The following is a 21,553-nucleotide window of genomic DNA, read 5'->3' as shown; positions in this document are numbered from 1 at the left end:
CAGGGTGGGCAGCCGATGAGAGAGCGTCCCGCCGAGCACCTCGACCAACCCTGCCGGATCAGCCGTGACTCAAGTGAACAAGTAGCCGATGAGCGCGCATGGCTCGACGGGCTGACGTGGTGACAACCAGGCGTCCCGAACCATCTCTGGCCAGCTCGGCCCGGGTAAGCTCACCGATCCGGCTGGCCTGCAGCAGCACCGACAGGTGCCCGTCGAAATACCTGGCCTGCTGAGGGCTGATCTGCTCACAGCAGCGAAACCGGCGGCTGGCGCCGCGTAGGCGGCATGGTCGGGGCATGACGAACGATGAGAAGCAGCCGCTGTTCGACCACCGGCTCCGAGAACGGTTCTTCAGCCAGCGGATACTGGTCCTCGACGGCGTGCTCGAGGACGACAACGGGACGGTGCTTGCGACACAGCTACTCTCCCTCGCGAGCGAGGATCCCGGGAAGGACATCGCGTTGTGGATCCACTCGCCGGGCGGCTCCGTCCCGGCGATGCTGGCCATCCGCGACGTGATGCGGCTCGTGCCGTGCGACGTGGCCACCCTCGCGTTGGGACTGGCGTGCAGTGCGGGGCAGTTCCTGCTGTCTGCGGGCACACCGGGCAAACGCTTCGCCCTACCTCACGCCCGTATCCTGATGCACCAGGGCTCGGCGGGGATCGGCGGATCGGCCGTCGAGGTGGAGGTACAGGCCGACGACCTGAGGCACACCCGGGACACGGTGCTCGGCATCATCGCGGAGGACACCGGCCAGCCGATCGACCGGATCTTCGCTGACTCGCTGCACGACCGCTGGTTTACCACCGAGCAGGCCCGCGAGTACGGCTTCATCGACCACATCGTCAACGATCTGAGCCAGGTCGTGCCCGTGCGGCCGCACACGCTGGGACTCGGCTCGGCGACGGGAGTCCGCGCGTGAGCACATACACCATCCCCAACGTCATCACGCGGGTCGCGGGGGGCGAGCGGATCATGGACGTCTACTCGCACCTGCTGGCGGAGCGGATCGTCTACCTCGGCACCGCGATCGACTCCGGCGTGGCGAACGCGTTGATCGCCCAGTTGCTGTACCTGGAGGCGGACAGCCCGGAGCGGGAGATCAACCTGTACATCAACTCCGAGGGCGGCGACCCGTCAGCGATGCTCGCGCTGTACGACACCATGCGCTACATCAAGGCGCCGGTGGCGACGACGTGCGTTGGCCAGGCGGTCGCGGCCGGCGCGGTGCTTCTGGCTGCCGGCGGTGCTGGACGCCGTTCCGTGTTGCCCCACACCCGGGTGGTACTGCATCAGCCCGCAGCGCAGGGCCGCGGCGCTATCCCGGACCTCATTCTCCAGGCGGACGAGGTGATACGGGTGCGCACGCAGCTGGAGGAGATCCTCTCGAAGCACACTGGTCACGATGTCGCGCAGTTGCGGCACGATACCGACCGGGACCGCGTGTTCGACGCGGCGAGCGCCGTCAGCTACGGGCTAGCGGACCAGGTCATCGACCACCGAATCTGACCACGGTCTCATGCGGCCATGAGCACGGGTCCTGCGGGACGGCGCCCGACCGTGGGACTCGCGCTGCGGCGCCGCCGGACATCGCCCGCGATGCCGGCGAGCAGGTCGGCCAGGTCGATGCCGAGCGCACCGGTGACCGCGGCGATCATCTCGCTCGACGGCTCCTTGCGACCGCGTTCGATCTCGGACAGGTACTGGGGCGAGATGCCGGCTCGCTCCGCGACGTCGATGAGGCGCCCACCCTGCTCCTCCCTGGCCGCGCGCAGGGTTCGGCCGAGCACCTCGCGCCACAACGGCTCCGGCTCACGATCCGGTGCGGGGATGTGATTTCGCTGGAACTGGAGAATGTCCGCCATGCGGTCATCCTGGCACCGGTCCGGCGACCGAGGGCAGCGCTTCCTCTCCAGGCGAAACACCTGCGGCACTGAGCCTGCGGGGCATCGTCACCCCGTCGGTCGTCGACATGCCAGCATCCGACACCGCCCCTACTGAAGCCAACGTCCTGTCATGCCGCAGGCCGGGCACCGCCGGGCGGCTCTTAGCGAGGTCGTTCAACTATGCCGATGTGGGGGGTGCTCTCGGTACGGCGAGCCTTGGCTGTCGGTGGCGACCAGGTCATGGTGGGGGAGTAACGCTCCCGTCGCAGGCCATGGCGCGATCCCGGGGCGACCTCGGATTTACGCCATCAAAGGTCAGCTGCGGTGCCTGCGCTTTGGGTGAGCCGGGCGGTGGGGGCGGGCGGTGATTCGCTGGCGGACAGGAACAGGCTCAGTCGGCTTCGGTTCGCCGTGGCTCCCGCGTCTGTGGATCGATCCCCTGCGTCGCGAAGTAGCGCAGTGCCTTGTCCGACCAGGTCCAGTCGGAGAAGAGACCGTCGGCGAACCCGTCCGCGATCCACTCCCACGAGTGGCCGAGGTCGAACTCGTCGCCCTGGGACTCGGCCCAGGGCGGCGAGGTCACTCCTTCAAAGGCCGGCGGGTCCACCAGGCTGAGGTGCCGGAAGGTCTCGTAGTTGGTCTCGGCGGCCCGCTCGAAGGGTTCGACGTCATCGAGGGGGACGCCGTCGAGGTGGCGGCGCGTCTCGAAGTAGGCCAGGGCGTAGACGAAGATCGCGAGAGTACTGCTCTGCAGGATGCCGTCACCACCGAGCATGAGGAAGTCGACCCTGCCAGATCCCGGGTCTAGGACGAATCGAGCGGCATTGGCCTCGTCACCCAGGACGATCCAGTCACGATACGCGGCGACCCGGTCCGAGCCCCACCAGTCCGGATGCTCGACCGCCAGCGCGCCAAGCGTGGTCGGCAAGACGAAGAAGGCGTCATCGATCGTGAAGATGTTGGTCTCGACCGGCAACCCGACCTCGACCAGCATCCGTCGCGTCTGCTCGTGGAACACCGCCGTCATTGCCCACTCCGCGTCGGCCCGCACCATCGTCCACTCACCGAACGCCTCGTCGGCGCATTTCCGCACAGTGTCAACCGTCAATTCCGTCACGCCGCCTATCCTCTCTCAAATCCGGCGCTTTCGTCGCGACAACACATCGCTCCTCCAGCGGCCTGCACTACCCCGCCTCATTCGTCAAGCACCTATTTGCGCGCAGAGTCTCCCGCGTGGGCAACGCACTCTTCTGCCGCGATGAGTGTTCTCGCCGTCGGGCCGGCCGTATCGCTCAGGCGACATGCCGTAAGCAGCCGATTGATCGGTGGGTGCGACCTGCAGACACTTCCCGGTTAAGAACCCCACCTACAGGGGCGCGGTCGGAGTATGGCGGGAAGACACCGCGGTGCGGCGTTATCGGTGACGGCGGGCGGGCCATGCTGGGCGAGGGCGCCGGTCGGCCAGGAACAGCGCCGGCGACCGGAACGAAACGGCGGGGGCGCGAGTCAGTGATGATGAATGGATCTTTGGCGAGCGCGGCGCGTGCGCCGAGGTCCTCCCTCGATCTCGTCAGAAACCTGGAGCGATGCCGGAACTGAAGGATGCCCCCGCCAGCGCCCTGCCCGACCTGCTCGTGGATCCGCCGTGGGAGCGGGTTCCCAAGGGCAGGGAGCCAGTCGTCCTTACGGGGCTGAAGGCGCCAAAGGAACCGACCATCGTCGCGTGGGCGCCGCGCCAGCGGGAGGAGTGGTTGAGCGCACCGTACGGGAAGTACGGCTGGGAGCGTCTTCCGGACGACACCGACTGGGAGCGGGTGGCCGACGACTTCGCCACCGAGAGGGTGCGGTCGGAGCCGGAGCGGCGGCTCCACGCCCTGGCCATCGGCCTGTTCGCGCAGGCGCCTTTGGAACTCGGTGCGAAGCTGCTGGCCGACGAGCGCTACTGGGATGTCCTCACCGGGTACCCGATGTCCACCGGATTGATGGCGGCGGTGGCGCGTCATGAGATGGCGGCGTACCCGATGGCGCTGTACGAGGCGAAGAACAAGCGGGCCTTCTACGCGCTGGATCCGTTCCTGGACGCGGACGTCGCCCAGGTGATGATCAAGCATTGGGGCGTCTATCCGAATGGCGACCGGGCGACGTCCTGGTTCGAGAAGCACGGGCCGGCCGCGGTGCGGCTGACCGTGCCGGACGCCCTCCGCAAGCCCGGTCCAAAACGGGCGAAGGCCGAGGAGGCCCTGCGGCTGGTCGCCGAGCGGCATGGGCACGACGCGGTCGTGGAGGCCGCCCGTCACTACGGTGAGGAGGCCGTGGCGGCGATCGCCACGCTGAAGACCGACCCGCTGGACCTGTACCCGGACCCGCTCCCTCCCGTTCCCTCGGGTTTCGCTCCCGAGCGGCTGCCGCGGATCCTGCTGCACGGACGCGAGTTCGCCCTGCCCGCCGCCGCGACCCGGCGCGTCATCACGATGGTGTCCATCTCGACACCGTCGGAGCCGTACGCGGGCCTTACGCAGGTCGTCGAGGCGTGTGACCCGGACTCGCTCGCCGAGTTCGCCTGGGCGCTGTACCAGGTGGACGTTTCCAACAAGTGGGCGTCTCCCGGTGTCCAGTGGGCACTGATCAACCTGGCAAATGACGAGGTCGCCGATCTTCTCGCCCCCAGCGTCGCCCGCTGGTCGAAGGCGTATGTCTGGGACCGCAGCGGAACTTCGGCTTTGAAGGTGTTCAGCAGGCTCGGCACGGACTCGGCGCTGCGCCACCTGCATCGGCTCTCACAGAAGGCGCAGGACGCCAAGCGGATACGGCCCTGGGCGGCGGGAGCTCTCAACGGCATCGCCAAAGAGCGCGGGTTGACGCCCGAGCAACTCGCCGATCGGCTCGTCCCCGACCTCGGGTTGGACGCCGAGGGCAGCATGACCCTGGACTACGGCCACCGGCGTTTCGTGGTCGGGTTCGACGAGGAGCTCAGGCCGTACGTGACGGACGAGGATGGCAAGCGCCGCAAGACGCTGCCCAAGCCCGGCGTCAAAGACGACCAGACGCTGGCAGCCGCCGCGTACAAGCGCTTCGGCGATCTCAAGAAGGAGGTCAGGACCACCGCCGCTGAGCAGATCAAGCGGCTGGAGCAGGCGATGGTGTCGGACCGCGGCTGGACGGCCGGGGAGTTCCGGTCCCTGTTCGTCGAGCATCCGCTGCTGTGGCACATCGTCCGCCGCCTGGTATGGAGCGCCGAGGTGGACGGGGCCGTCACCACGTTCCGAATCGCCGAGGACCGCACGTTCGCCGACGTCGGCGACGACAAGTTCACGCTTCCGGAGTCGGCCCGGGTGGTGCTGCCGCATCCGCTGCGGCTCGGCGGCGAGGAGGCGGGCGCCTGGCGGCAGGTGTTCGCCGACTACGAGATCCTTCAGCCGTTTCCACAGCTCGAACGGGCCGTGCACGCGCTGACGGAGCAGGAGCGCGAGATCGGGAACCTCACCCGGTTCGACGGGCTGACCGTGCACTTCGGCCGCATCCTCGGCATGACGGGACGCGGCTGGGAGCTCGGTGAGAAGGAGACCGGCGGCTTCCGGCGCCAGATCAGTTTCATGACGCCGGACGAGCGGCATCTGATGGTGCAGATCGAGCCCGGCATCCGCGTCATCGCGCCCGAGGAGTACGCCGAGCAGGAGATCACCCGGGTGTGGCTGTTCACCGGCCGCTTCTCCGGCACCCGGCTCCCGTTCGGCGATCTTGACCCGGTGGTCGCCTCGGAGATCCTCGCGGAGTTCGTCCGTCTGGCCGAGGGCGCCGCACCCGCCAAGTGAACGGTCGCGGCGCGCTCTCTCCCTCGGAGAGGCGCCCAGGGTCGTTCTGGTTCATTTTTGGTCTCATTCACCGCTGACGAGCGTGCGCCATCGGGGGAGGCGATCAACGGTCCGGGTGGCTACTTCGGTTGGAACCTTGACGCCCTCGACGACTGCCTTGGCGGGAGGCGGGGTGCTCGGGCGCCGTTCCGACTGGTCTGGCACGACTCGGCGGTGGCCGGTGAACACCTCGTCCCCGGCTACGACCGGCATCGACACGCGCCGGCGGTCACTCTCGACTCTCTCCTACAGATCTTCGCCGAACACGGCATCGAGGTCGAACTGCGCTGAGCGCCTCACCGCACTCCCTCGGCTCGCACATGCGCCTAAGTCGGCGCAACAACGGCCAGACCGTCGCCGCCGCCTCCCTTGCTGTCCACGAGGCCGGCCGTCCAGTACGAGTGGATCCGCACACGCGGCTCCGTTCAGGACACGGGCAACCGCTGGCGTACGACGTCGGGAGCGTGCCGTCTCACACACGGCTCACCCGTATCGTGTCCGTATGCCGGGCGATGACAGCGTCATTGGGGACGATCCGCTTGCCAACGGAATGGCCCTATCCTTGCGGCTGCGGCGAGACTTCACCGTGACCGATGCCGGTCGTCTCCTAACGGTCGCGCGCCGGATCTACCGCGAACTCAATCCGGACGCGAGCGCCGCCGAAGCCTCCGAGACGGTGACCAGCGCCGCAGACGCGCTGTTCGTCATCCTTGAGCATGTCGGTCTGCTCGGAGACGCAGTCGACAGCCGACTTTCCGGTCACGCTACCGACGGGCTGACAGCCGGTGGGTGGGGCGCGCGGATCGTGATCGACGAACCGGCTCCCTTGTTGCCGGGACCTCGGAGTAACTGTCTTCGTCGTGACGTCTTCGCGCTTCCGCCCAGCGACAACGAAGACTGATCGTGGCACAGACAAGCGAATTTCTGCAGCACTTCCCACCGCACTCATATGCCGTTGAGAGGGCAAGAAGAGTGATCAGCCAAGGGTTGTCTCGTCATCACCCGGAGTCGACACCAACCCGGTAGTGGGTGAAACTCGAGTTCAGTGGAAGTCGTCGGCATGACCGACGGTCCATTGGGCGTAGGTGTGCGCTGGCGCGCCGGTGATCTTTTCGACGATGGTGGAGGTCAGGGCCGGGATGCCGGAGGCGGCGGCCCACTGACTCACGATCGCCTCGGCCACAACCGGATGCATTGTCCTGCCGACTTCCGCGCGAGCCTGCTCGTCGGAGACGTGTTCGATCCGGATGTGGCGGTCGATGGCCTCGCCGATGTGCTCGACCTGGCGTTGCAGAGTCAGGGACTCGGCCCCGTAGACGGTGTAGGTCTGGTGCGAGTGGCCCGGTTCGGTCAGGGCTGTCACCGCAAGCGCCGCGATGTCCTTCTCGTGCACTGGTGCCGACTGCGCTGAGGGATAGGGGAGGCGAACGACGTTGTCGGCGCGGATCGATTCGGCCCACCAGGTGCGGGTGTTGGTGGCGAATGTCCCCGGCCGGAGGAACGTCCAATCCAGGCCGGACCGTTGGATGGCCCGCTCGATCGTGCGGTTCAGGAGGGGGACCGGGTGGTCGGCATCAGGGTCCAGCACCACCGACACCGACGAGAGCAGAACCACCTGCCGGATCCCCGCGGCTGCGGCCGTCGCAACGACCTTCTCGATGTCGTAGGGCTGCTGGGGGTTGAGCATTCCGTAGAGGAACATCTTGTCGGCACCGTCGAGCACCGCAGGCAGCGTCTCGGGGCGATCCAGGTCGGCACGGACAGCGTCGAGCCCTGGTGTCAAGCCTGCGGCTGGGGTTCTGCTGACTGCTCTGACCTGCTCACCGGCGGCCAGCAGGCCATCGGCCACGTGACGGCCCACGTTACCTCGAGCGCCGAAGACAGCTACTACCATGACGAGACCTCCTGTTGGTGTGGACGTGAATTGCCGCGTAGTCGGCGTTGCCAGTGGAAACCCGCTTCGGCATGGGGATGTCGACGGTGCCGGGCCGTCGCCACGGCCGGCGGTCCGGCGGCAGCGGGCCCACCCCCTGGTCCGGGCTGCCGATCAGGGCTGGATGTTCTCCAGGTCCTCCAGCAGGCTCGGGTGCTTCGGCTCCCAGCCGAGTGCCTGCCGGGTGTGGGTGCTGGTCGAGGGCTGGTCGGCCGCGAAGATGACGCCGAGGGGACCGTAGGTCTGCACCGGCACGGACTCGACGGGCAGGCCCAGCCGCCGGCCGATGACCGCGGCGATGTCTCGCACCTGGTCGCCCTCGTCGGCCACCGCATGCCAGGCGGTGCAGGCTTCGGCCTGCTCCAGGGCGAGCCGGAAGAGGACTGCGGCGTCGAGGGCGTGCACGGCCGGCCAGCGCTGCGTGCCGTCGCCCGGGTAGCCGGACACTCCGCTCTGACGTGCGATCCCGGTCAATACACCGGCGAACCCGCCCGTGCCCTCATTGTGGACGGTCCGCGGCAGGCGGACGGCCGAGCTCCGGACCCCGCGCGAGGCCAGGCCCAGGACTCCCGTGACCGCACGACCGCGACCACCGACCGGCCCCTCGGTCGGAGTCGAGTCGGCCTCGGTGGAGGCGCGGCCCGGCACGGCGGGCGTGCCCGAGCAGGCGACGAAGGGACGGTCGCTGCCGATGAGTGCCTCGCCGAGGGTGGCGAGGGCGGCGCTTTCCTCGGCGACCGCGTTCGCCAGGGCTTCGGGGCTGCTGAAGTCGTTGGCGAAGGCCAGGTGGATCACGCCGTCGGCCCGAGCGGCGCCGGCGCGCAGGACGTCCAGATCGGCGAGACCGCCCCGGATCGGCTCGGCACCGGCCGCCGAGGCGGCCTGCGCGGAGGCGCCGGAGCGGGCGAGTGCGAGGACGGTGTGGCCGTTGCCGAGAAGCTCGGCGACGACGGCGGACCCGATCAGACCGGTGCCGCCGGTGACGAAAACACGCATGGAACTCTCCCGCAAGTGATGGGACTCTTGTCCCGTCACTTTAGCAGAATGACGGGACAAGAGTCCCATCACGTATGATCCACCCATGAGTCGATGGGAACCGGGCGCGCGCGAACGCCTCGTCGTGGCTGCCGTCGACCTGTTCACCGAGCAGGGGTACGACGCCACGACGGTCGCGCAGATCGCCGAGCGCGCCGGGGTCACCAAGAGCACCTTCTTCCGACACTTCCCCGACAAACGCGAGCTGCTGGTCGCCGGGCAGGAGACGCTGAGCCAGCTGCTGACCGAAGGCATCGCCAAGGCGCCCGCCGACGCCAGCCCGCTCGAGGCGGTCGCCGCCGGTCTGGAGCGCGCCTCGACCGCGATGGGCCCGATGAGCCGGGAGATCGCCCCGCGGCTGAAGGCGGCCGTTGCCGCCAGCGCCGAACTTCAGGAGCGCGACGCCCTCAAGAGCGTCAGCCTCGCGGCCGCCATGACCGCCGCCCTGGTCGCCCGCGGCGTGCCCGATCCGACCGCCGCCCTCGCCAGCGAGCTCGGCGTCCTCGCCTTCAAGCGGGGGTACGCCGAATGGTCCGAAGGCGACCGTGGCCCCGAGGCCGGGTTCGCCGCCTACCTCCTGAAGGCCCTCGACGAGCTGCGCGCCGCGAGCGCATCGCTGGGCTGACCGGACAACCTCACCCGCTCCTCGGCTACCTGCCGAGTCACTCCTCAGCCGTTCTGGCCGTGCTGATGTCGGAAGGCACTCTCATGCCGCGATGAGCGTTTCTCGCCGTCCGGTCGCCGGATCGCTCCGGAGACGTGCCGTGAGATGACCCAGCGGACTCGGTGCTCGGTGGGTGCGGCGAAGACGGATACTGACGGTGGCAGCGCCGTGTCTTGCTCAGCGGGGCACGGCCGTACGGATAGCCCAGACGCCATAGGACGATGACAAGGTTGTGGGCTCACTGATCGCAGAGCCGTCTCAAACGTGGTCTCATTCAGATATGCGTCAGCCGGAATCCGTACCTGTCCGCCGAGGTACACCACTTATCGCCTGAGCTGGCCGGGCGTACCTCAGCGGACGTTGGCGAACGGCTCTTACCGGAACTCGGCGACAGCGGTGGCCGGCCCGCTTGGCGGATTCCTCGCGCCATCGGCATAGTGATCCGCCGACCATGCTCTCTGCCGCTGACCTCGCGTTTCTGATATTTCCCGGCCAGTGCGCTCATGCCACCGTGAGAGCGGAGGCGGCCGTGGTCGGCGGTCCGCCGGCGGGGTCGCGCTCGTCATACGGCCGTCGCGATCTGCGGGGTCGGGTTGGAGAACGGTAAACGGACCGTGCTCGAAGGTGTACGGACAGGGATCTTTCGGGACGTCCGGGTTGGCCGAAGGGCGGATCCCAGGCGATCTGAACGGTTTATGAAGATTTTCCTGGTCGTGCGCTCGCACCTGGTTTGCAAAAGTGAGCTTGCGTCCGCCGCCCCGGAAACTCTGATCATGCTTTGGCTCGTATCGGCGGGCGTGCTCTCCAGTCGCCGAATGCCAGGAACCTCGATCGGCCGGTGGATTTCGTGGGCCCGCGGCGGCGGCGCCGCAGAGGCGGCAGGGCCGGTCGGCGGTGGCGCGCCGGGCGAGCGTGAGCAGGCATGGCTGGGGAGACCGGTATCGATCGTTGGAGGTGTTGTGTCGGCTACTCGTACTGCGGGACGACAGGCGGATCCGTACCCTCCGGTGGCGACGACGCCCACGGGTGGGCTACTTCCCAGGCCCGGGCACGTGTGGGAACGGATGCTTCTCCTAGTCATGGTCACCGGGGTAGGAGCAGTGCTCGCAGTCTGGTGGCAGGACACGACGGCGGGTTCGCTGCGCGGCACCGGTGACTATGTCACCGCGGCTGGGCGTATCGCGGGGATGCTCGGTGCCTACCTGCTGCTGGTGTTGGTGGCGTTGATGGCCCGCGTTCCCCTGCTGGACAACCGGGTCGGCTCCGATGTGGCAGCCCGCTACCATCGGGCACTCGGCGAATACACGGTGATCCTGCTGGTCGCCCATGCCGTCCTACTGGTGGTCGGCTACGGGATGCAGTCGGGTACCGGTCTGGTCTCGGAAACCGTCACGGTGGAGGTCTCCTACCCGGACGTGCTGATGGCCACGGCAGCGCTCGGCCTGCTGGTCATGGTGGGGGTCCTGTCGGCGCGGATGGTTCGCCGTAGACTCTCCTACGAGACCTGGCATTTCTTCCACTTGTACGTCTATCTGGCGATGGCGCTGGCATTCGCCCACGAGTTCGCGAACGGCGCCGACTTCTCCAACTCCGTACGTAACCGGGCCATCTGGTCGGCTGCTCACATCGCGGTGCTCGCCGCCGTGCTGCTGTTCCGTCTCATCCTGCCGATGTGGCGGTCGGTCAGGCACTCGCTGCGCGTCGCGGAAGTCGTGGCCGAAGGGCCCGGCGTCATCTCCATCTACCTGACCGGCCGCCGCCTGAACCGGCTCGGCGCCGAGCCCGGGCAGTTCCTGCGGTGGCGGTTTCTGTCTCGCGGGCTGTGGTGGGAGTCCCATCCGTACTCCCTGTCGGCACCATCGACTGACCGTACGATGCGCATCACCGTCAAGAATCTAGGAGACGGCAGCGGGCGGCTCGGCCAGTTGCGTCGCGGTACCCGGGTGTGGATCGAGGGGCCGTACGGAGCATTCACCGCGGGCCGCAGCGCCGTCCGTTTCGGCAGGCGGCGCCCGAGCCTGCTGATCGCGGGTGGCGTGGGGATCACACCGATCCGCGCGCTGTACGAGACCTTGCCGGGGTTCGGAGCGGATGTGATCCTGCTGTACCGGGCGATGCGGCAGGAGGATCTGGTCTTCTGGCCGGAACTTCAGGCCATCGCACGCAACCGCCGGTTCGGTCTCTACCCGGTCCTGGGCGGGAACACGGTGCGGGGCCGGGATCCGCTCGATGCCAAGGCGCTGCTCAAGATCGTACCCGACGCGGCCCGGCGCGACGTCTACCTGTGCGGGCCTCCGGGCCTGGTCAAGGCCACGACCGAGCAGCTCAAGCGCGCGGGGGTGCCCCGGCGCCGGATCCACGTCGAAGCCTTCGACCTGTGAGCTCAGCAGAAAGGTGAATAGAGGTTCGCATGATCAAAGTAGCCGTCTCGCTGGTGTCCACGGCCGTCGGCCTGGTGCTGTTGCTGTCGTTCAAGTCGCACACGGCAGGCGCGCCGAAGTCCGCGCTCGCCGGCGCGGGGGCGGGCCCCACGCCCGCGCCGACGGCCAGTCTGGGCGGCCATGACGGCACATCCCCATCCCCTCCGAAGCGGCCGAAACGCCCCGCGGGAAAGAGCGGCACCTTCACCGGCGATCCGATCGACACGCCGTACGGCACGATGCAGGTGGCAGCGGTCATCGCGAACAGCAAGCTCACCAGTGTCAAGGTGCTGCGGCACACCGACGTGGGCGGCCGCAGCGCGCAGATCGACGCCGCCGCGCTCCCGGTCCTGAAGTCTGAGGCGATGTCCGCGCGCAGCGCGAACATCGACGTCGTGTCCGGTGCCACCTACACGTCGCGGGGATATGCCAGGTCCCTGCAGTCGGCGTTGGACAAGGCCGGCATATGACTGGTCGGCGCACCACGACCGCCCGGATCATGGGACGGTCATGTCCATCGCGGTACCGCGAGACACGGATCCGGAACTGTTCGCGGCGGTGTCGGAGGCGACGTTCGCCTGCCTGCGCCATGCCGACGAGGTCTTCTCCCCTTTCAAGGCGGACAGCCCGGTCGGCCTGATCAGAGATGGCGAGCTGCGGATCGCCGAACTCGGCGACCATCCGGACGGCACGCGGATCCAGGAGTTCGACCTGGGCGTCTCTCCACTGGAGAGGCGCCCAGGGTCGTTCTAGTTCATTTTTGGTCTCATTCACCGCCGGGGAGTGCGCGGCCCACCGAGCGGATGGAATGCCTTCGCCCTGCTGGGGCGCACGTCAGGGCTGCGCCGCGAGTGCCGTCGGGTCCCTGTTCCGGTCGCGCTCGGCGTCCATACGGCCGCCGTCGTGGCGGCGGTACTGGCGATGGCGATCCTTCCGCGCGGCTGGCGGGCGATGGCGGCGGTCCCGTCCGTTCCGCCGCGTTCGCCGTTGCCCGGACGGGCCTTCAGGCCGGGAGCCGCCGATCTGTCGGATTGAGGACGTCGGTATGCCAAGGTCGCAGGTAGGTTCGACGCATGTCCTCTCGTCTCAGTCATGGCGCATCGGGGGCGATCCGTCGCTTTGCCGGATGGGTCGCCCGCGGCTCGATCGGTTGTCCCATGCTGGACGGGATCAACTACTGGGACGAGTTGAAAAACTCACCTTCCCAGATGGAGATCTGCTTCGCCGTCTTCGTCAACGTCCTCGAATTGGACGACCGGGGAGAACCCATCAACGAAAAGTACGCCGAGCGCCGAGCGGCCACCTGGCTGTACCGATACTGCACGGGAGAACTTCCTCCTGGAGAAGCAGACCTCGAGCCCTGGGAGTGCGCACTCCACTGAGTGACCATGAGCAGCCGGGCGCGGTCAGTCCCAAGCCCTCTTCTGCCGCGATCCGGTTCGCCTCGCTGGCAATGGGTCACGCTCCTTGATCTATAGAACAGGCGTGGCGAACGATGTCAGGAGTGTGCCGGCTGGGGGCGGCTCACCGGCGAGTTCCCGTATCGTGTCGGCATGCCGGGCGATGACAGCACGATCGGGGACGACCCGCTCGCTGACGGGATGGCCCTGTCCTTGCGGCTGCGGCGCGATTTCACGGTGACCGACGCCGACCGTCTCCTTGCGGTCGCGCGCCGCATCTACCGCGAGATCTATCCGGACACGAGCGCCGCCGAAGCCGCCGGGGCGGTGAGCTGCGCCGCGGAAGCGTTGTTCGTCATTCTTGAGCACGTTGGCCTGCTCGGTGACGCAGCCGACGACCGACTGTCCGGTCACGCCGCCGACGGGCTCGCGGTCGGTGGGTGGCGCGCGCAGATCGTCATCGACGAACCGGCTCCCTTGTCGCCCTACCCCAGGAGTGACTGTCTTCGTCGCGGTGACGTTTTCGCGCTTCCGCCCCGCGACCACGAAGACTGATCACGGCGCGAACGATCCGGCTACGCGAGTTCCGCGCCCGAGCACGTCGTCAACCGTAATATCGGACAGATCTCGACATCAACGGTTGTCATAGCGTACGTGGACCGCGCAGCGCCGTTGAACTGACACTCAGAACGTCTCATCTCCGCCCGAGAGGCGTGTCGAATGCTCGAGCCCCTTGCCATCCCATTTCGCACGACCAGGTCGCGTCCGCTGGGCGTGATCACCGCGCTCGTTATTGCCGCCTTCACCTTCGCTGCCGTCACGCTTGTGGTCATCGCGATCGCTCACCCGGCGGCGTCGGCGACGAAACACCGTGTGCTGTTCGACGACAGCAAGGCCGAGACGGCGGGCAACGCCGATTGGATCATCAGCACGAGCATTCCCGACCCGACGAAGCAGAACGCCTCGCCGACAGTGGAGACAGACTGGACCGGCGCTATCTCGGCCTGGGGTGTGGCCTTGCAGAAGACCGGCAACTACACCCTCGACACCCTCGGCCCAGGCAAGACCATCACCTATGGCGACTCCTCCAACCCCCAGGACTTGTCGAACTTCGATGAGTTCGTGCTGCCCGAGCCCAACGTCCTGCTCAGCACGGCCGAGAAGACGGCGGTGATGACGTTCGTCAAGAACGGCGGCGGGCTGTTCCTGATCTCCGACCACACCGGCAGCGACCGCAACAACGACGGCGCCGACTCGCCGAAGATCATTAACGATCTGATGACCAACAACACGGTCGACAGTACCGATCCGTTCGGATTCAGCGTCGATCTGCTCAACATCGCCAGCGGCTACCCGACCGCCATCGCTGACAGCACCAACCCGGTCCTGCACGGTCCGTACGGAACCGTGACCGCGGGCGCCCTCTACAACGGCACCACCGTGACCCTGCACCCGGCCGACAACGCAGCTGTCAAAGGCCTGCTCTACCTGACGACCGCGACACCCGGCGGGAACACCGGGGCCTTCTTCGCCACCAGCACCTTCGGCAGCGGCCGGGTCGCCATCTGGGGTGACAGTTCCGACATCGACGACGGCACCGGCCAGTCCGGCAACACCCTGTACAACGGCTGGAACGACGCCAAGGCGACCGACGCGCAGCTCGGCCTGAACGCCACCGAATGGCTCGCCGGCGCTGGCAGCACCGGCACTCCGCCCCCCTCGTGCACCGCGGCGCAACTGCTCACCAACCCTGGTTTCGAGTCCGGCTCCGGCGTCGGCTGGACGGCCACCTCGGGCGTCATCAACACCTCATCCAGCGAGCCGCCCCGTACCGGCTCCTACGACGCCTGGCTCAACGGATACGGAACGGCCAACACCGACACGCTCTCCCAGACCGTGACCGTGCCGGCGACCTGCTCGACCGCCTCACTCAGTATCTGGCTGCACATCGACACGGCCGAGACGTCGACCTCGACCGCGTATGACACCCTCAAGGTCCAGGTGCTGAGCAGTTCGGGCACCGTGCTGTCGACCCTGGCGACGTTCTCCAATCTCAACGCCGCCACCGGCTACCAGCAGCACAGCTACAGTCTCGCCGCCTACGCGGGCCAGGCCGTCACCTTGAAGTTGACTGGAACCGAGGGATCGCAGCTGCAGACTTCGTTCGTTCTCGACGACACCGCGCTGAACGTCTCCTGACCCGCCGCCGGTCGTCCGTACCCGCGTCCCGGTGGCAGGCCGGCCGGGACGCGGTGCACCGCGCCGCTCGGCACGCTCGACGGGTGAGGCACTTCGGGGGGATTCCACAACCGTTCCGTACAGTTCGGTCGGGGTTGTGGATGGGGACCGATACCGGGACGATCATCGTTCGTGACGAGGATCGAACGAGTGGGGCAGCTGGGGTCGTACGGGCCGCTGGCCTGCGCCGGCGCGGCGGGGCCGGTCTACGTTGTGTGCGGTACGGCGTCGGGGTCCGTTCTGCGCGCGGTCGACCTGGACGGGCGGTTGCGCTGGAGCCGGTCCATTGGTGCGCTGGGCGGCCAGATGCGCGTCGCGCCGGACGGTGGTGTCTGGCTGGCCGATGACGGTGCGCTCGTGGAGACGACGGTGTGGGGCGCGCCGGGTCGGCGGGTGGATTTCTCGTGTGCGCCTGACGAGCGGATCGGGACGTTCGTCGTTCTGCCCGATGGGTTCGTCGTCGCGTGGCGGAGCGATCCGTACCGTAGCGTGCGCGTGGAGCGCACCGATGGATCGGGCGCGAGACACTGGTCGGCCGAGTTGCCCGATGTGCACCTGTCTTATGAGGGCGTCGTCGAGATGAGCGCGGCGAACGGCTGGCGTGCGGAACCCATGCCGCCGTGGCGGCCGCGGGATCTGACTCCAGAACGCCGCGCCGGGCTGCTCGTTTCGGCGGACCGGGTACTGGCCACCTACACCGACTGGTCCAGCGGTATCGGCATGGGCTTCTGCCTCGACCTGGCGACCGGGGACCTGGTCTGGGTGACGCCGCCGCACCCGACAGGGGAACGGGCGATCGCCGGGCCAGGCGGTTTCCTGGTCGGCAGCCAGGGATACGGCGCGTTCTCGACACGGTTGTACGACCGGGACGGCGCGACGGTGGCCGAGTGGCCCAGCCACGGTGGCCTGCTGGTCAGCAGCCGGGGCAGGATCCGCGTCGTCGAATTGGACAACGACCTGTCTTCGGCCCGGCGTGTCCGGCGGCTGCATCGTGACGGCAGCATGACCGATGGCCCGTACGTGTCCGGCTACTACACCGTCGGTCCGGTGCTGAGCGGTGATGGCCGGGCCGCGTTCTGGCGCGATGGCAGGCTCCAGATCATCGATCCTGACCTGTCCGTCCATACCTTGTGGGAGGGAGAAGGGGAAGGCGTCGACCGGATGCTGCTGTTGGAGGGCGGACGGCTGTTCTTCGTCCTCACCACGGACCGGGCCAAGGGCGAAGGCGGCCTCGTCATCGCCGACACCGATCTGGCTCCGCTGGACACCGGCGTGTGGCCCTGCGGCGAGAGCGATCTGCACGCCAACCCTGTCCGCTGCCGGTAGGAGCCCGGCGGTTTCCGGCATGCGCCACAACCCAGCCAGGGGCGGGCCCGCGGAGACGACGAAAGGCCCTGCCTCTATGGTGGGCCGATGGCGTCGGTCAAGCAGGTCCAAGTCACCTTCGACTGCGCAGAACCTGAGCGCGTCGCTCGTTTCTGGTGCGAGGTGTTGGGGTACGTCGTACCGCCGCCACCGGAGGGGTTTGCTACTTGGGACGATTTCGATCGCGCGCTGCCGCCTGAGCGTCAGGGTTCAGCGTTCGCATGCACGGATCCCTCAGGTGTGGGCCCGCGACTGTTCTTCCAGCGCGTTCCCGAAGGCAAGGTCGTGAAGAATCGGGTGCATCTTGACGTGCGGGTGGGCACCGGGCTCGTGGGTGAAGAGCGCGTGGCCGCACTTGAGGCCGAATGCGCACGCCTGGTCGCGCTCGGCGCGGTGCGCGTGCGACTACTGCGTGCCGATGACTACAACGAGTCGTGCCTCCTGATGCAGGACATCGAGGGCAACGAGTTCTGTCTCGACTGAGTGGCCGAACGTGGCACCTTCGCGAGTCGACCGGTGATCAGACCACGGTCAATCCTCGGCGCCGCGGATCGTTACCTCGATGGCGACCGGGGCACCCGCCGCATCGAGTTCGACGTGGACCGGGAAGAACCCGTCGCCCACGGATGTCATCGCGAACATGATGCGGGCACCGCCGACGTCTATCGCGGCGGCCTCATGCTCGGACGCGCGAACATCGGCCATCACCCGCCAGTGATGTGAGTGTGGACGGAAATCGAAGGCGAACTTACGGTCCGACGCTGTCTCCCGACGATCGTTCAACGCGACTGCCTTCGCGTACGCTTCGCGGACCGGCAGGTTGAGCCAGCCGTAGTGATCCTCGCCGGGCGTGCCGGTACGGGTGGCACCGAACTCGGCCGCGATCTCGGTCTCGTGCCTGCCCCAGAACACGACGTCCGCGAGGCCGTCGATCGTGTCGTCGTGTATCCATGCGTTCAACGCGTCCGCGTCTCCGAACACGAACCGGGCGCAGTCGACGCCGATCTTGCCCAGCGAGCAGGTACCGACGACTGGTTCGTCACTGACCACGATGCGGATGTGCGTCCAACCCCAGTCGCTGTGCGGTGTCGCGGTGACGGGCAGCGGACGGTCGGTCGGCAGGCCTCCGATGGCGATGACCGGCACGCCGCTGATCAGAAAGTCCGGGTCGTTTCCGGCGATCGCTCGCCGGACGCGGTCACGGTGCGGGACCTGCCGTGGAAAGGAGCGCAGCGACGCCTGGTGGCCGCGCTCACGGCAGTGGTCATCGAAGAGCGAGGTGAACTCTGCGACGGCATGCTGTGGGATGTCGTAGAGGGTGCGGCCGGACTGCCGGTCGAACGACCGCGCCGCGGCGTCCGCATCGCGCCCGACCACCTCGAAGTCGACGGCCGGCACGACGTGAGGCTGCCGCATGTCGTCCGGTATGCGGTCGCCGGACCATAGCCCGAGGTAGCCGCCGTCCATCAGCACCAACTCGCCCGACGGACAGGTCACCTCGCCGAGCAACACGATCTCTGCCACGGCCGCGTAGTATACGGCGGTCAGTGGCCTCCATGGATCGTCCGATGAGCGGGCCGGCGGAGCAGCGCAGGACATGGAACCTGGCCGCCGTGTTGCGCCTGCCCACCCGGCAGGGCCCGGTTTGGTTGAAGGCCACGCCGCACTTCGCCGCCGATGAGGCGGCCGTCATCGCCGCGTACGCGCGCGTGGATCCGGGTCTGGTTCCGACGGTCCTCGCGGCGGAGCCCAGGCGGGTCTTGCTGGAGCATCTGCCCGGCTGTGCGGTGCCCAGCGATGCACATCACGCTTAAGACCGACCGGCAAATGGATCACTTGAGGCGTCGGCGTCCTTCGTGATCACTGAGCATAGAGATTACGAGCATGAGGTAAGCGCAGGGCGGCGGGTCGACCGACCCTGAGCTCTGGGCAGGTTCACCACGGGAGGTTCCCGGATCGGTCGATGAACTGTCCCGTCGGCCCGTCCGGGCCGATTGTCGCGAGGGTCACGATGGACGCTGCGCCGTCGGCGACGCTGTGTCCGAGGCCGCCGGTGAAGTCGGTCGCGGTCTGCCCGGGGTCTGCGGCGTTGACCTTCACGTCCTTCAGTTCCTTGGCGTACTGCGTCGTGAGCATCGTGACCGCGGCCTTCGAGGCGCAGTAGAGGGGCAGGGCATACTGCGACTCGATCCGCGCCGGGTCCTGGGTCACGCTGAAGGAGCCCATCCCGCTGGACACGTTGACGATGACGGGGTTCGGCGATTTGCGCAGCAGCGGGAGGAAGGCGTGCGTGACGCGCACGATCCCGACGACGTTCACGTCGAGCACGGCGCTCACGTCGGTCGCGGTGTACTCCTCGACGGGGCCGACCTTGCCGAGGACGCCGGCGTTGTTGACCAGGACGTCGATCGTTCCCTCATGCGCGGCGACATCCGCGGCCGCGGCCTGGACCGAGGCATCGTCGGTCACGTCGATCTGAACGAACCGGGCGCCGAGCGACTCGGCCGCGGCCCGACCGCGCTCACGGTGGCGGGCACCGAGGAGGACGGTGTGCCCCGCCTCGACGAGGCGACGAGCGGTTTCAAAACCGAGGGACTTGTTGGCCCCGGTGATGAATGTGGTGGTCATGCTGGCTCCTCCTGGTCCGAACAGCACGGCCGTGCGCTGTTCACGCACTCCATGCTGGGTCCCCGGGAGGGTTGGCGGGAGCTACGGCACTTCCTGGTACCGCGCGTACCACCCAGCAGCCTGGTCCACCGGACGAGGCAGAACGCGGGCCTTCATCCCTGAGGAGACATCCTCTGGACCCCAATCGCCGCAAGGAATTCGAGTTTGCTGCGGGCGTCGGTGCCTGGCTGCGGCGTGTACACCACGAGGCGGAGGTTCGTGTCCTGGGTGTTGAGGATGTCGGAGTTCATGGCGATGTGTCCGACATCCGGGTGCTGGACGAGTTTGTGCGCACTCTGGTGACCGCCCACCGCTCGGCGGCTCCACAACTCGCAGAACCGTGGGCTGAGGTTCAGCCTCGATACCAACGCCGCGAGGTCGGGATCGTCGGGGTACCGGCTCGTCGTCGCGCGCAGGTCGGCGACGAGGGACTCCTCGAACGCCGCCCGCTCGGCCGCCGTCTGCCGGACCCGGGGCAGCTCACCCAGGAACTGCCAGACCAGGACGTTGCGGTCTCCCACACCGCGCACCGTGGGATCGCCGAACGTGGCCGCGAACAGCGGATTCCAGTGCAGCAACTGCCAGGTGGCGTCGTAGATCGCCAGCGGGTTGCCGGCGAGCTGGTCCACGATCCGGTACAGGCTCCCTGGGATCATTCGTGGAACCCGGATCGGATCCGCTGCGTGACCGGCCATGCGCAGAAGGTGAGCGTGCTCGTCGTTGGACAGGTGCAGGGCGCGAGCCAGGGCCGAGCAGACCTGCGCCGAGGGTGTCGCCACCCGTCCCTGCTCCAGCCGGACCACGTACTCGACCGAGATGCCGGCCAGCGTCGCCAGCTCCGCGCGTCGCAGACCGGGGACCCGACGGGGTGAGCCGTGTGCGAAGCCCACCGTCGCGGGGTCCAGCCGGTCCCGCCACGCCCGCAGCACGGCACCGAGTTGATCCATGAACACCATTTTCCCGCACACCCCGCCCCGCTGGGTGGTACGCGCTGTACCACGAAGTCCCGTAGCTCCCGCCGACGCTCCTCGGGGCTCAGTGTGGAGTCGTGAACGGCGCACAACGATGCTGTTCGGAGCCAGGAGGAGCAAAGCATGACCACCACGTCGAACCACTACGTCACCGTGCTGTGGGAAGCTCGGGCCAAATCCGGGAAGGAAGCCGCGATGAAGGCGTTCATGACAGCCGCCGTCACCGCATCGCGCTACGACGCGGGCAACATCGACTACGAGGCTCACCAGGTCGAGGGACAACCGGGCGCGTTCGTCATCTTCGAGCGCTGGGAGAGCCGCGAGGCCCTCGAAGGCCACCTGCAGGCACCCCGCATGCAGGACCTGGTGCCCCAACTGCTGGAACTGATGGACGGCAGCATCGAGGACGGGATCCGCTTCCTGCAGCCGTTCCGCCCGGCACGATAGGCCGACCCGGAGCACGGCGAGCCTGATCGGGGCTAGGCGGCCGTCCGCCGGAGTTGCGCGACAAAGCGCCGGACCATACGGGGACTGCGCAGCAAGTAGACCTCGGCGTGCGGAGCGGCAGCGGTGATCGCTTGCATCACGGTCGGGAGACCGTCGCGCTGTTCGCATTGGGACTGGCCCAAGGCAGGTCAGGGGAAGCGGTGCGGCAGTCCGTCACGGAGAGCCTCAAGGCCGTGGTCGGCATCCTGCTGATCATCGGCGGGGGCGGCGCCTTCAACCAAGTTCTGGAGGACACGGGCATCAGCCACGCCATCGCCTCGGCCGCCGGCGGAGCGCACATCAGCGTCGTGCTGCTGGGGTGGCTGCTCGCACTGCTGCTCTCCGCCTCCACCGGATCGGCGACGGTAGGGATCGTCTCCTCGACCGGCATCGTCGCGCCACTGGTGACCGCGTCCGACAGTTGGCACACCTCGCTGGTCGTCATCGCCATCGGCGCGGGCTCGATCGGCCTCAACTACGTCAACCACGAGGGATTCTGGCTGGTCAAGGAGTCCTTCGGGATGGACATGGGCAAGGCCACGAAAATCCACACCACCACCCAGACGCTGGTCAGCATCCTGGGCCTGGGGATGGCCCTCCTGCTCTCCGCATTCCTCTAGCGACCGCGTGCCGATC

25 protein-coding genes are annotated in these 21,553 nt (G+C 67.8%); 18 read left to right on the top strand and 7 right to left on the bottom strand.

Annotated features, from left to right (window positions below):
• Positions 1 to 296: 296 nt before the first annotated feature.
• Both AB0I04_RS17275 and AB0I04_RS17270 read left to right on the top strand, forming a co-directional pair.
• Positions 297 to 923, top strand: a complete 627-nt coding sequence (locus tag AB0I04_RS17275) for an ATP-dependent Clp protease proteolytic subunit (protein WP_360885325.1) — start codon at positions 297 to 299, stop codon at positions 921 to 923.
• Entirely contained in the window at positions 920 to 1,510 is a 591-nt protein-coding gene (locus AB0I04_RS17270) for an ATP-dependent Clp protease proteolytic subunit (RefSeq protein ID WP_360885323.1), read from the top strand. The genes AB0I04_RS17275 and AB0I04_RS17270 overlap by 4 nt, the downstream gene beginning before the upstream one ends.
• An 8-nt stretch (positions 1,511 to 1,518) precedes the next feature.
• Here the strand turns inward: AB0I04_RS17270 and AB0I04_RS17265 are convergent, their stop codons facing one another.
• Both AB0I04_RS17265 and AB0I04_RS17260 read right to left on the bottom strand, forming a co-directional pair.
• Positions 1,519 to 1,866: a helix-turn-helix transcriptional regulator gene (locus AB0I04_RS17265; RefSeq protein WP_360885320.1), complete on the bottom strand. Its 348-nt coding sequence runs from the start codon at positions 1,864 to 1,866 to the stop codon at positions 1,519 to 1,521.
• A 412-nt stretch (positions 1,867 to 2,278) separates the two neighbouring features.
• Complete coding sequence (locus AB0I04_RS17260; protein ID WP_360885317.1) at positions 2,279 to 3,004, bottom strand: SUKH-4 family immunity protein; 726 nt, start codon at positions 3,002 to 3,004, stop codon at positions 2,279 to 2,281.
• Positions 3,005 to 3,473: 469 nt separating this feature from the next.
• On the opposite strand from AB0I04_RS17260, the gene AB0I04_RS17255 reads away from it, so the two are divergent.
• From AB0I04_RS17255 to AB0I04_RS17245, 3 genes are all read left to right on the top strand, one after another.
• Positions 3,474 to 5,699 carry a DUF4132 domain-containing protein gene (locus AB0I04_RS17255; protein ID WP_360885314.1) on the top strand — a complete coding sequence of 742 codons (2,226 nt, stop codon included), beginning with the start codon at positions 3,474 to 3,476 and terminating at the stop codon, positions 5,697 to 5,699.
• A 57-nt stretch (positions 5,700 to 5,756) separates the two neighbouring features.
• Positions 5,757 to 6,029 carry a barstar family protein gene (locus AB0I04_RS17250; RefSeq protein WP_360885311.1) on the top strand — a complete coding sequence of 91 codons (273 nt, stop codon included), beginning with the start codon at positions 5,757 to 5,759 and terminating at the stop codon, positions 6,027 to 6,029.
• Positions 6,030 to 6,240: 211 nt separating this feature from the next.
• On the top strand, positions 6,241 to 6,639 hold the full coding sequence (locus AB0I04_RS17245; protein WP_360885308.1) for a hypothetical protein: 399 nt from the start codon (positions 6,241 to 6,243) through the stop codon (positions 6,637 to 6,639).
• A 141-nt stretch (positions 6,640 to 6,780) separates the two neighbouring features.
• On the opposite strand, the gene AB0I04_RS17240 is transcribed toward AB0I04_RS17245, so the two are convergent.
• Together AB0I04_RS17240 and AB0I04_RS17235 are read right to left on the bottom strand one after the other, a co-directional pair.
• A complete protein-coding gene (locus AB0I04_RS17240) occupies positions 6,781 to 7,632 on the bottom strand; it encodes an NAD(P)H-binding protein (protein ID WP_360885305.1) in 852 nt (283 codons plus the stop codon).
• Between the two features lie 153 nt (positions 7,633 to 7,785).
• The gene (locus tag AB0I04_RS17235) at positions 7,786 to 8,667 is read right to left on the bottom strand and encodes an SDR family oxidoreductase (protein ID WP_360885302.1); all 882 of its coding nucleotides are present in this window, start codon (positions 8,665 to 8,667) and stop codon (positions 7,786 to 7,788) included.
• An 85-nt stretch (positions 8,668 to 8,752) separates the two neighbouring features.
• On the opposite strand from AB0I04_RS17235, the gene AB0I04_RS17230 reads away from it, so the two are divergent.
• The 10 genes from AB0I04_RS17230 to AB0I04_RS17185 all read left to right on the top strand — a co-directional run bounded on the left by AB0I04_RS17230 (position 8,753) and on the right by AB0I04_RS17185 (position 17,276).
• Positions 8,753 to 9,331, top strand: coding sequence for a helix-turn-helix domain-containing protein (locus AB0I04_RS17230; protein ID WP_360885299.1), 579 nt, complete (start codon positions 8,753 to 8,755; stop codon positions 9,329 to 9,331).
• A gap of 1,139 nt (positions 9,332 to 10,470) precedes the next feature.
• Positions 10,471 to 11,751 carry a ferredoxin reductase family protein gene (locus AB0I04_RS17225; protein WP_360885296.1) on the top strand — a complete coding sequence of 427 codons (1,281 nt, stop codon included), beginning with the start codon at positions 10,471 to 10,473 and terminating at the stop codon, positions 11,749 to 11,751.
• A gap of 29 nt (positions 11,752 to 11,780) precedes the next feature.
• The gene (locus AB0I04_RS17220) at positions 11,781 to 12,260 is read left to right on the top strand and encodes an FMN-binding protein (protein WP_360885293.1); all 480 of its coding nucleotides are present in this window, start codon (positions 11,781 to 11,783) and stop codon (positions 12,258 to 12,260) included.
• Positions 12,261 to 12,300: 40 nt separating this feature from the next.
• Positions 12,301 to 12,543 (top strand): hypothetical protein, encoded by a 243-nt coding sequence (locus tag AB0I04_RS17215; RefSeq protein WP_360885290.1) that lies wholly within the window; start codon positions 12,301 to 12,303, stop codon positions 12,541 to 12,543.
• A gap of 30 nt (positions 12,544 to 12,573) precedes the next feature.
• Positions 12,574 to 12,825 (top strand): hypothetical protein, encoded by a 252-nt coding sequence (locus AB0I04_RS17210; RefSeq protein ID WP_360885287.1) that lies wholly within the window; start codon positions 12,574 to 12,576, stop codon positions 12,823 to 12,825.
• A gap of 38 nt (positions 12,826 to 12,863) precedes the next feature.
• A complete protein-coding gene (locus AB0I04_RS17205; protein WP_360885285.1) occupies positions 12,864 to 13,172 on the top strand; it encodes a hypothetical protein in 309 nt (102 codons plus the stop codon).
• A gap of 171 nt (positions 13,173 to 13,343) precedes the next feature.
• Positions 13,344 to 13,745: a hypothetical protein gene (locus AB0I04_RS17200; protein ID WP_360885282.1), complete on the top strand. Its 402-nt coding sequence runs from the start codon at positions 13,344 to 13,346 to the stop codon at positions 13,743 to 13,745.
• Positions 13,746 to 13,910: 165 nt separating this feature from the next.
• Positions 13,911 to 15,389 (top strand): hypothetical protein, encoded by a 1,479-nt coding sequence (locus tag AB0I04_RS17195; protein ID WP_360885279.1) that lies wholly within the window; start codon positions 13,911 to 13,913, stop codon positions 15,387 to 15,389.
• Positions 15,390 to 15,560: 171 nt separating this feature from the next.
• Positions 15,561 to 16,754: a hypothetical protein gene (locus tag AB0I04_RS17190; protein WP_360885276.1), complete on the top strand. Its 1,194-nt coding sequence runs from the start codon at positions 15,561 to 15,563 to the stop codon at positions 16,752 to 16,754.
• An 87-nt stretch (positions 16,755 to 16,841) separates the two neighbouring features.
• Positions 16,842 to 17,276 carry a VOC family protein gene (locus tag AB0I04_RS17185; protein WP_360885273.1) on the top strand — a complete coding sequence of 145 codons (435 nt, stop codon included), beginning with the start codon at positions 16,842 to 16,844 and terminating at the stop codon, positions 17,274 to 17,276.
• Positions 17,277 to 17,324: 48 nt separating this feature from the next.
• Here the strand turns inward: AB0I04_RS17185 and AB0I04_RS17180 are convergent, their stop codons facing one another.
• On the bottom strand, positions 17,325 to 18,317 hold the full coding sequence (locus AB0I04_RS17180) for a hypothetical protein (RefSeq protein ID WP_360885270.1): 993 nt from the start codon (positions 18,315 to 18,317) through the stop codon (positions 17,325 to 17,327).
• Between the two features lie 44 nt (positions 18,318 to 18,361).
• On the opposite strand from AB0I04_RS17180, the gene AB0I04_RS17175 reads away from it, so the two are divergent.
• Entirely contained in the window at positions 18,362 to 18,607 is a 246-nt protein-coding gene (locus AB0I04_RS17175) for a hypothetical protein (RefSeq protein WP_360885268.1), read from the top strand.
• A 121-nt stretch (positions 18,608 to 18,728) separates the two neighbouring features.
• Here the strand turns inward: AB0I04_RS17175 and AB0I04_RS17170 are convergent, their stop codons facing one another.
• Together AB0I04_RS17170 and AB0I04_RS17165 are read right to left on the bottom strand one after the other, a co-directional pair.
• Positions 18,729 to 19,421 carry an SDR family NAD(P)-dependent oxidoreductase gene (locus AB0I04_RS17170; RefSeq protein WP_360885265.1) on the bottom strand — a complete coding sequence of 231 codons (693 nt, stop codon included), beginning with the start codon at positions 19,419 to 19,421 and terminating at the stop codon, positions 18,729 to 18,731.
• Between the two features lie 152 nt (positions 19,422 to 19,573).
• A complete protein-coding gene (locus tag AB0I04_RS17165; RefSeq protein WP_360885262.1) occupies positions 19,574 to 20,407 on the bottom strand; it encodes a helix-turn-helix transcriptional regulator in 834 nt (277 codons plus the stop codon).
• A 147-nt stretch (positions 20,408 to 20,554) separates the two neighbouring features.
• Here AB0I04_RS17165 and AB0I04_RS17160 point away from each other — a divergent pair, with 147 nt between their 5' ends.
• A complete protein-coding gene (locus AB0I04_RS17160) occupies positions 20,555 to 20,878 on the top strand; it encodes a putative quinol monooxygenase (protein ID WP_235458112.1) in 324 nt (107 codons plus the stop codon).
• Positions 20,879 to 21,009: 131 nt separating this feature from the next.
• Positions 21,010 to 21,537, top strand: a complete 528-nt coding sequence (locus AB0I04_RS17155) for a hypothetical protein (protein ID WP_360885258.1) — start codon at positions 21,010 to 21,012, stop codon at positions 21,535 to 21,537.
• Positions 21,538 to 21,553 lie beyond the last annotated feature (16 nt).

It is taken from the genome of Actinoallomurus sp. NPDC050550 (assembly GCF_040655075.1).
Taxonomy (GTDB): Bacteria; Actinomycetota; Actinomycetes; order Streptosporangiales; family Streptosporangiaceae; genus Actinoallomurus.
Note: the sequence above shows the minus strand (reverse complement) of the source record. Positions and strands in the feature narration are given on the sequence as shown.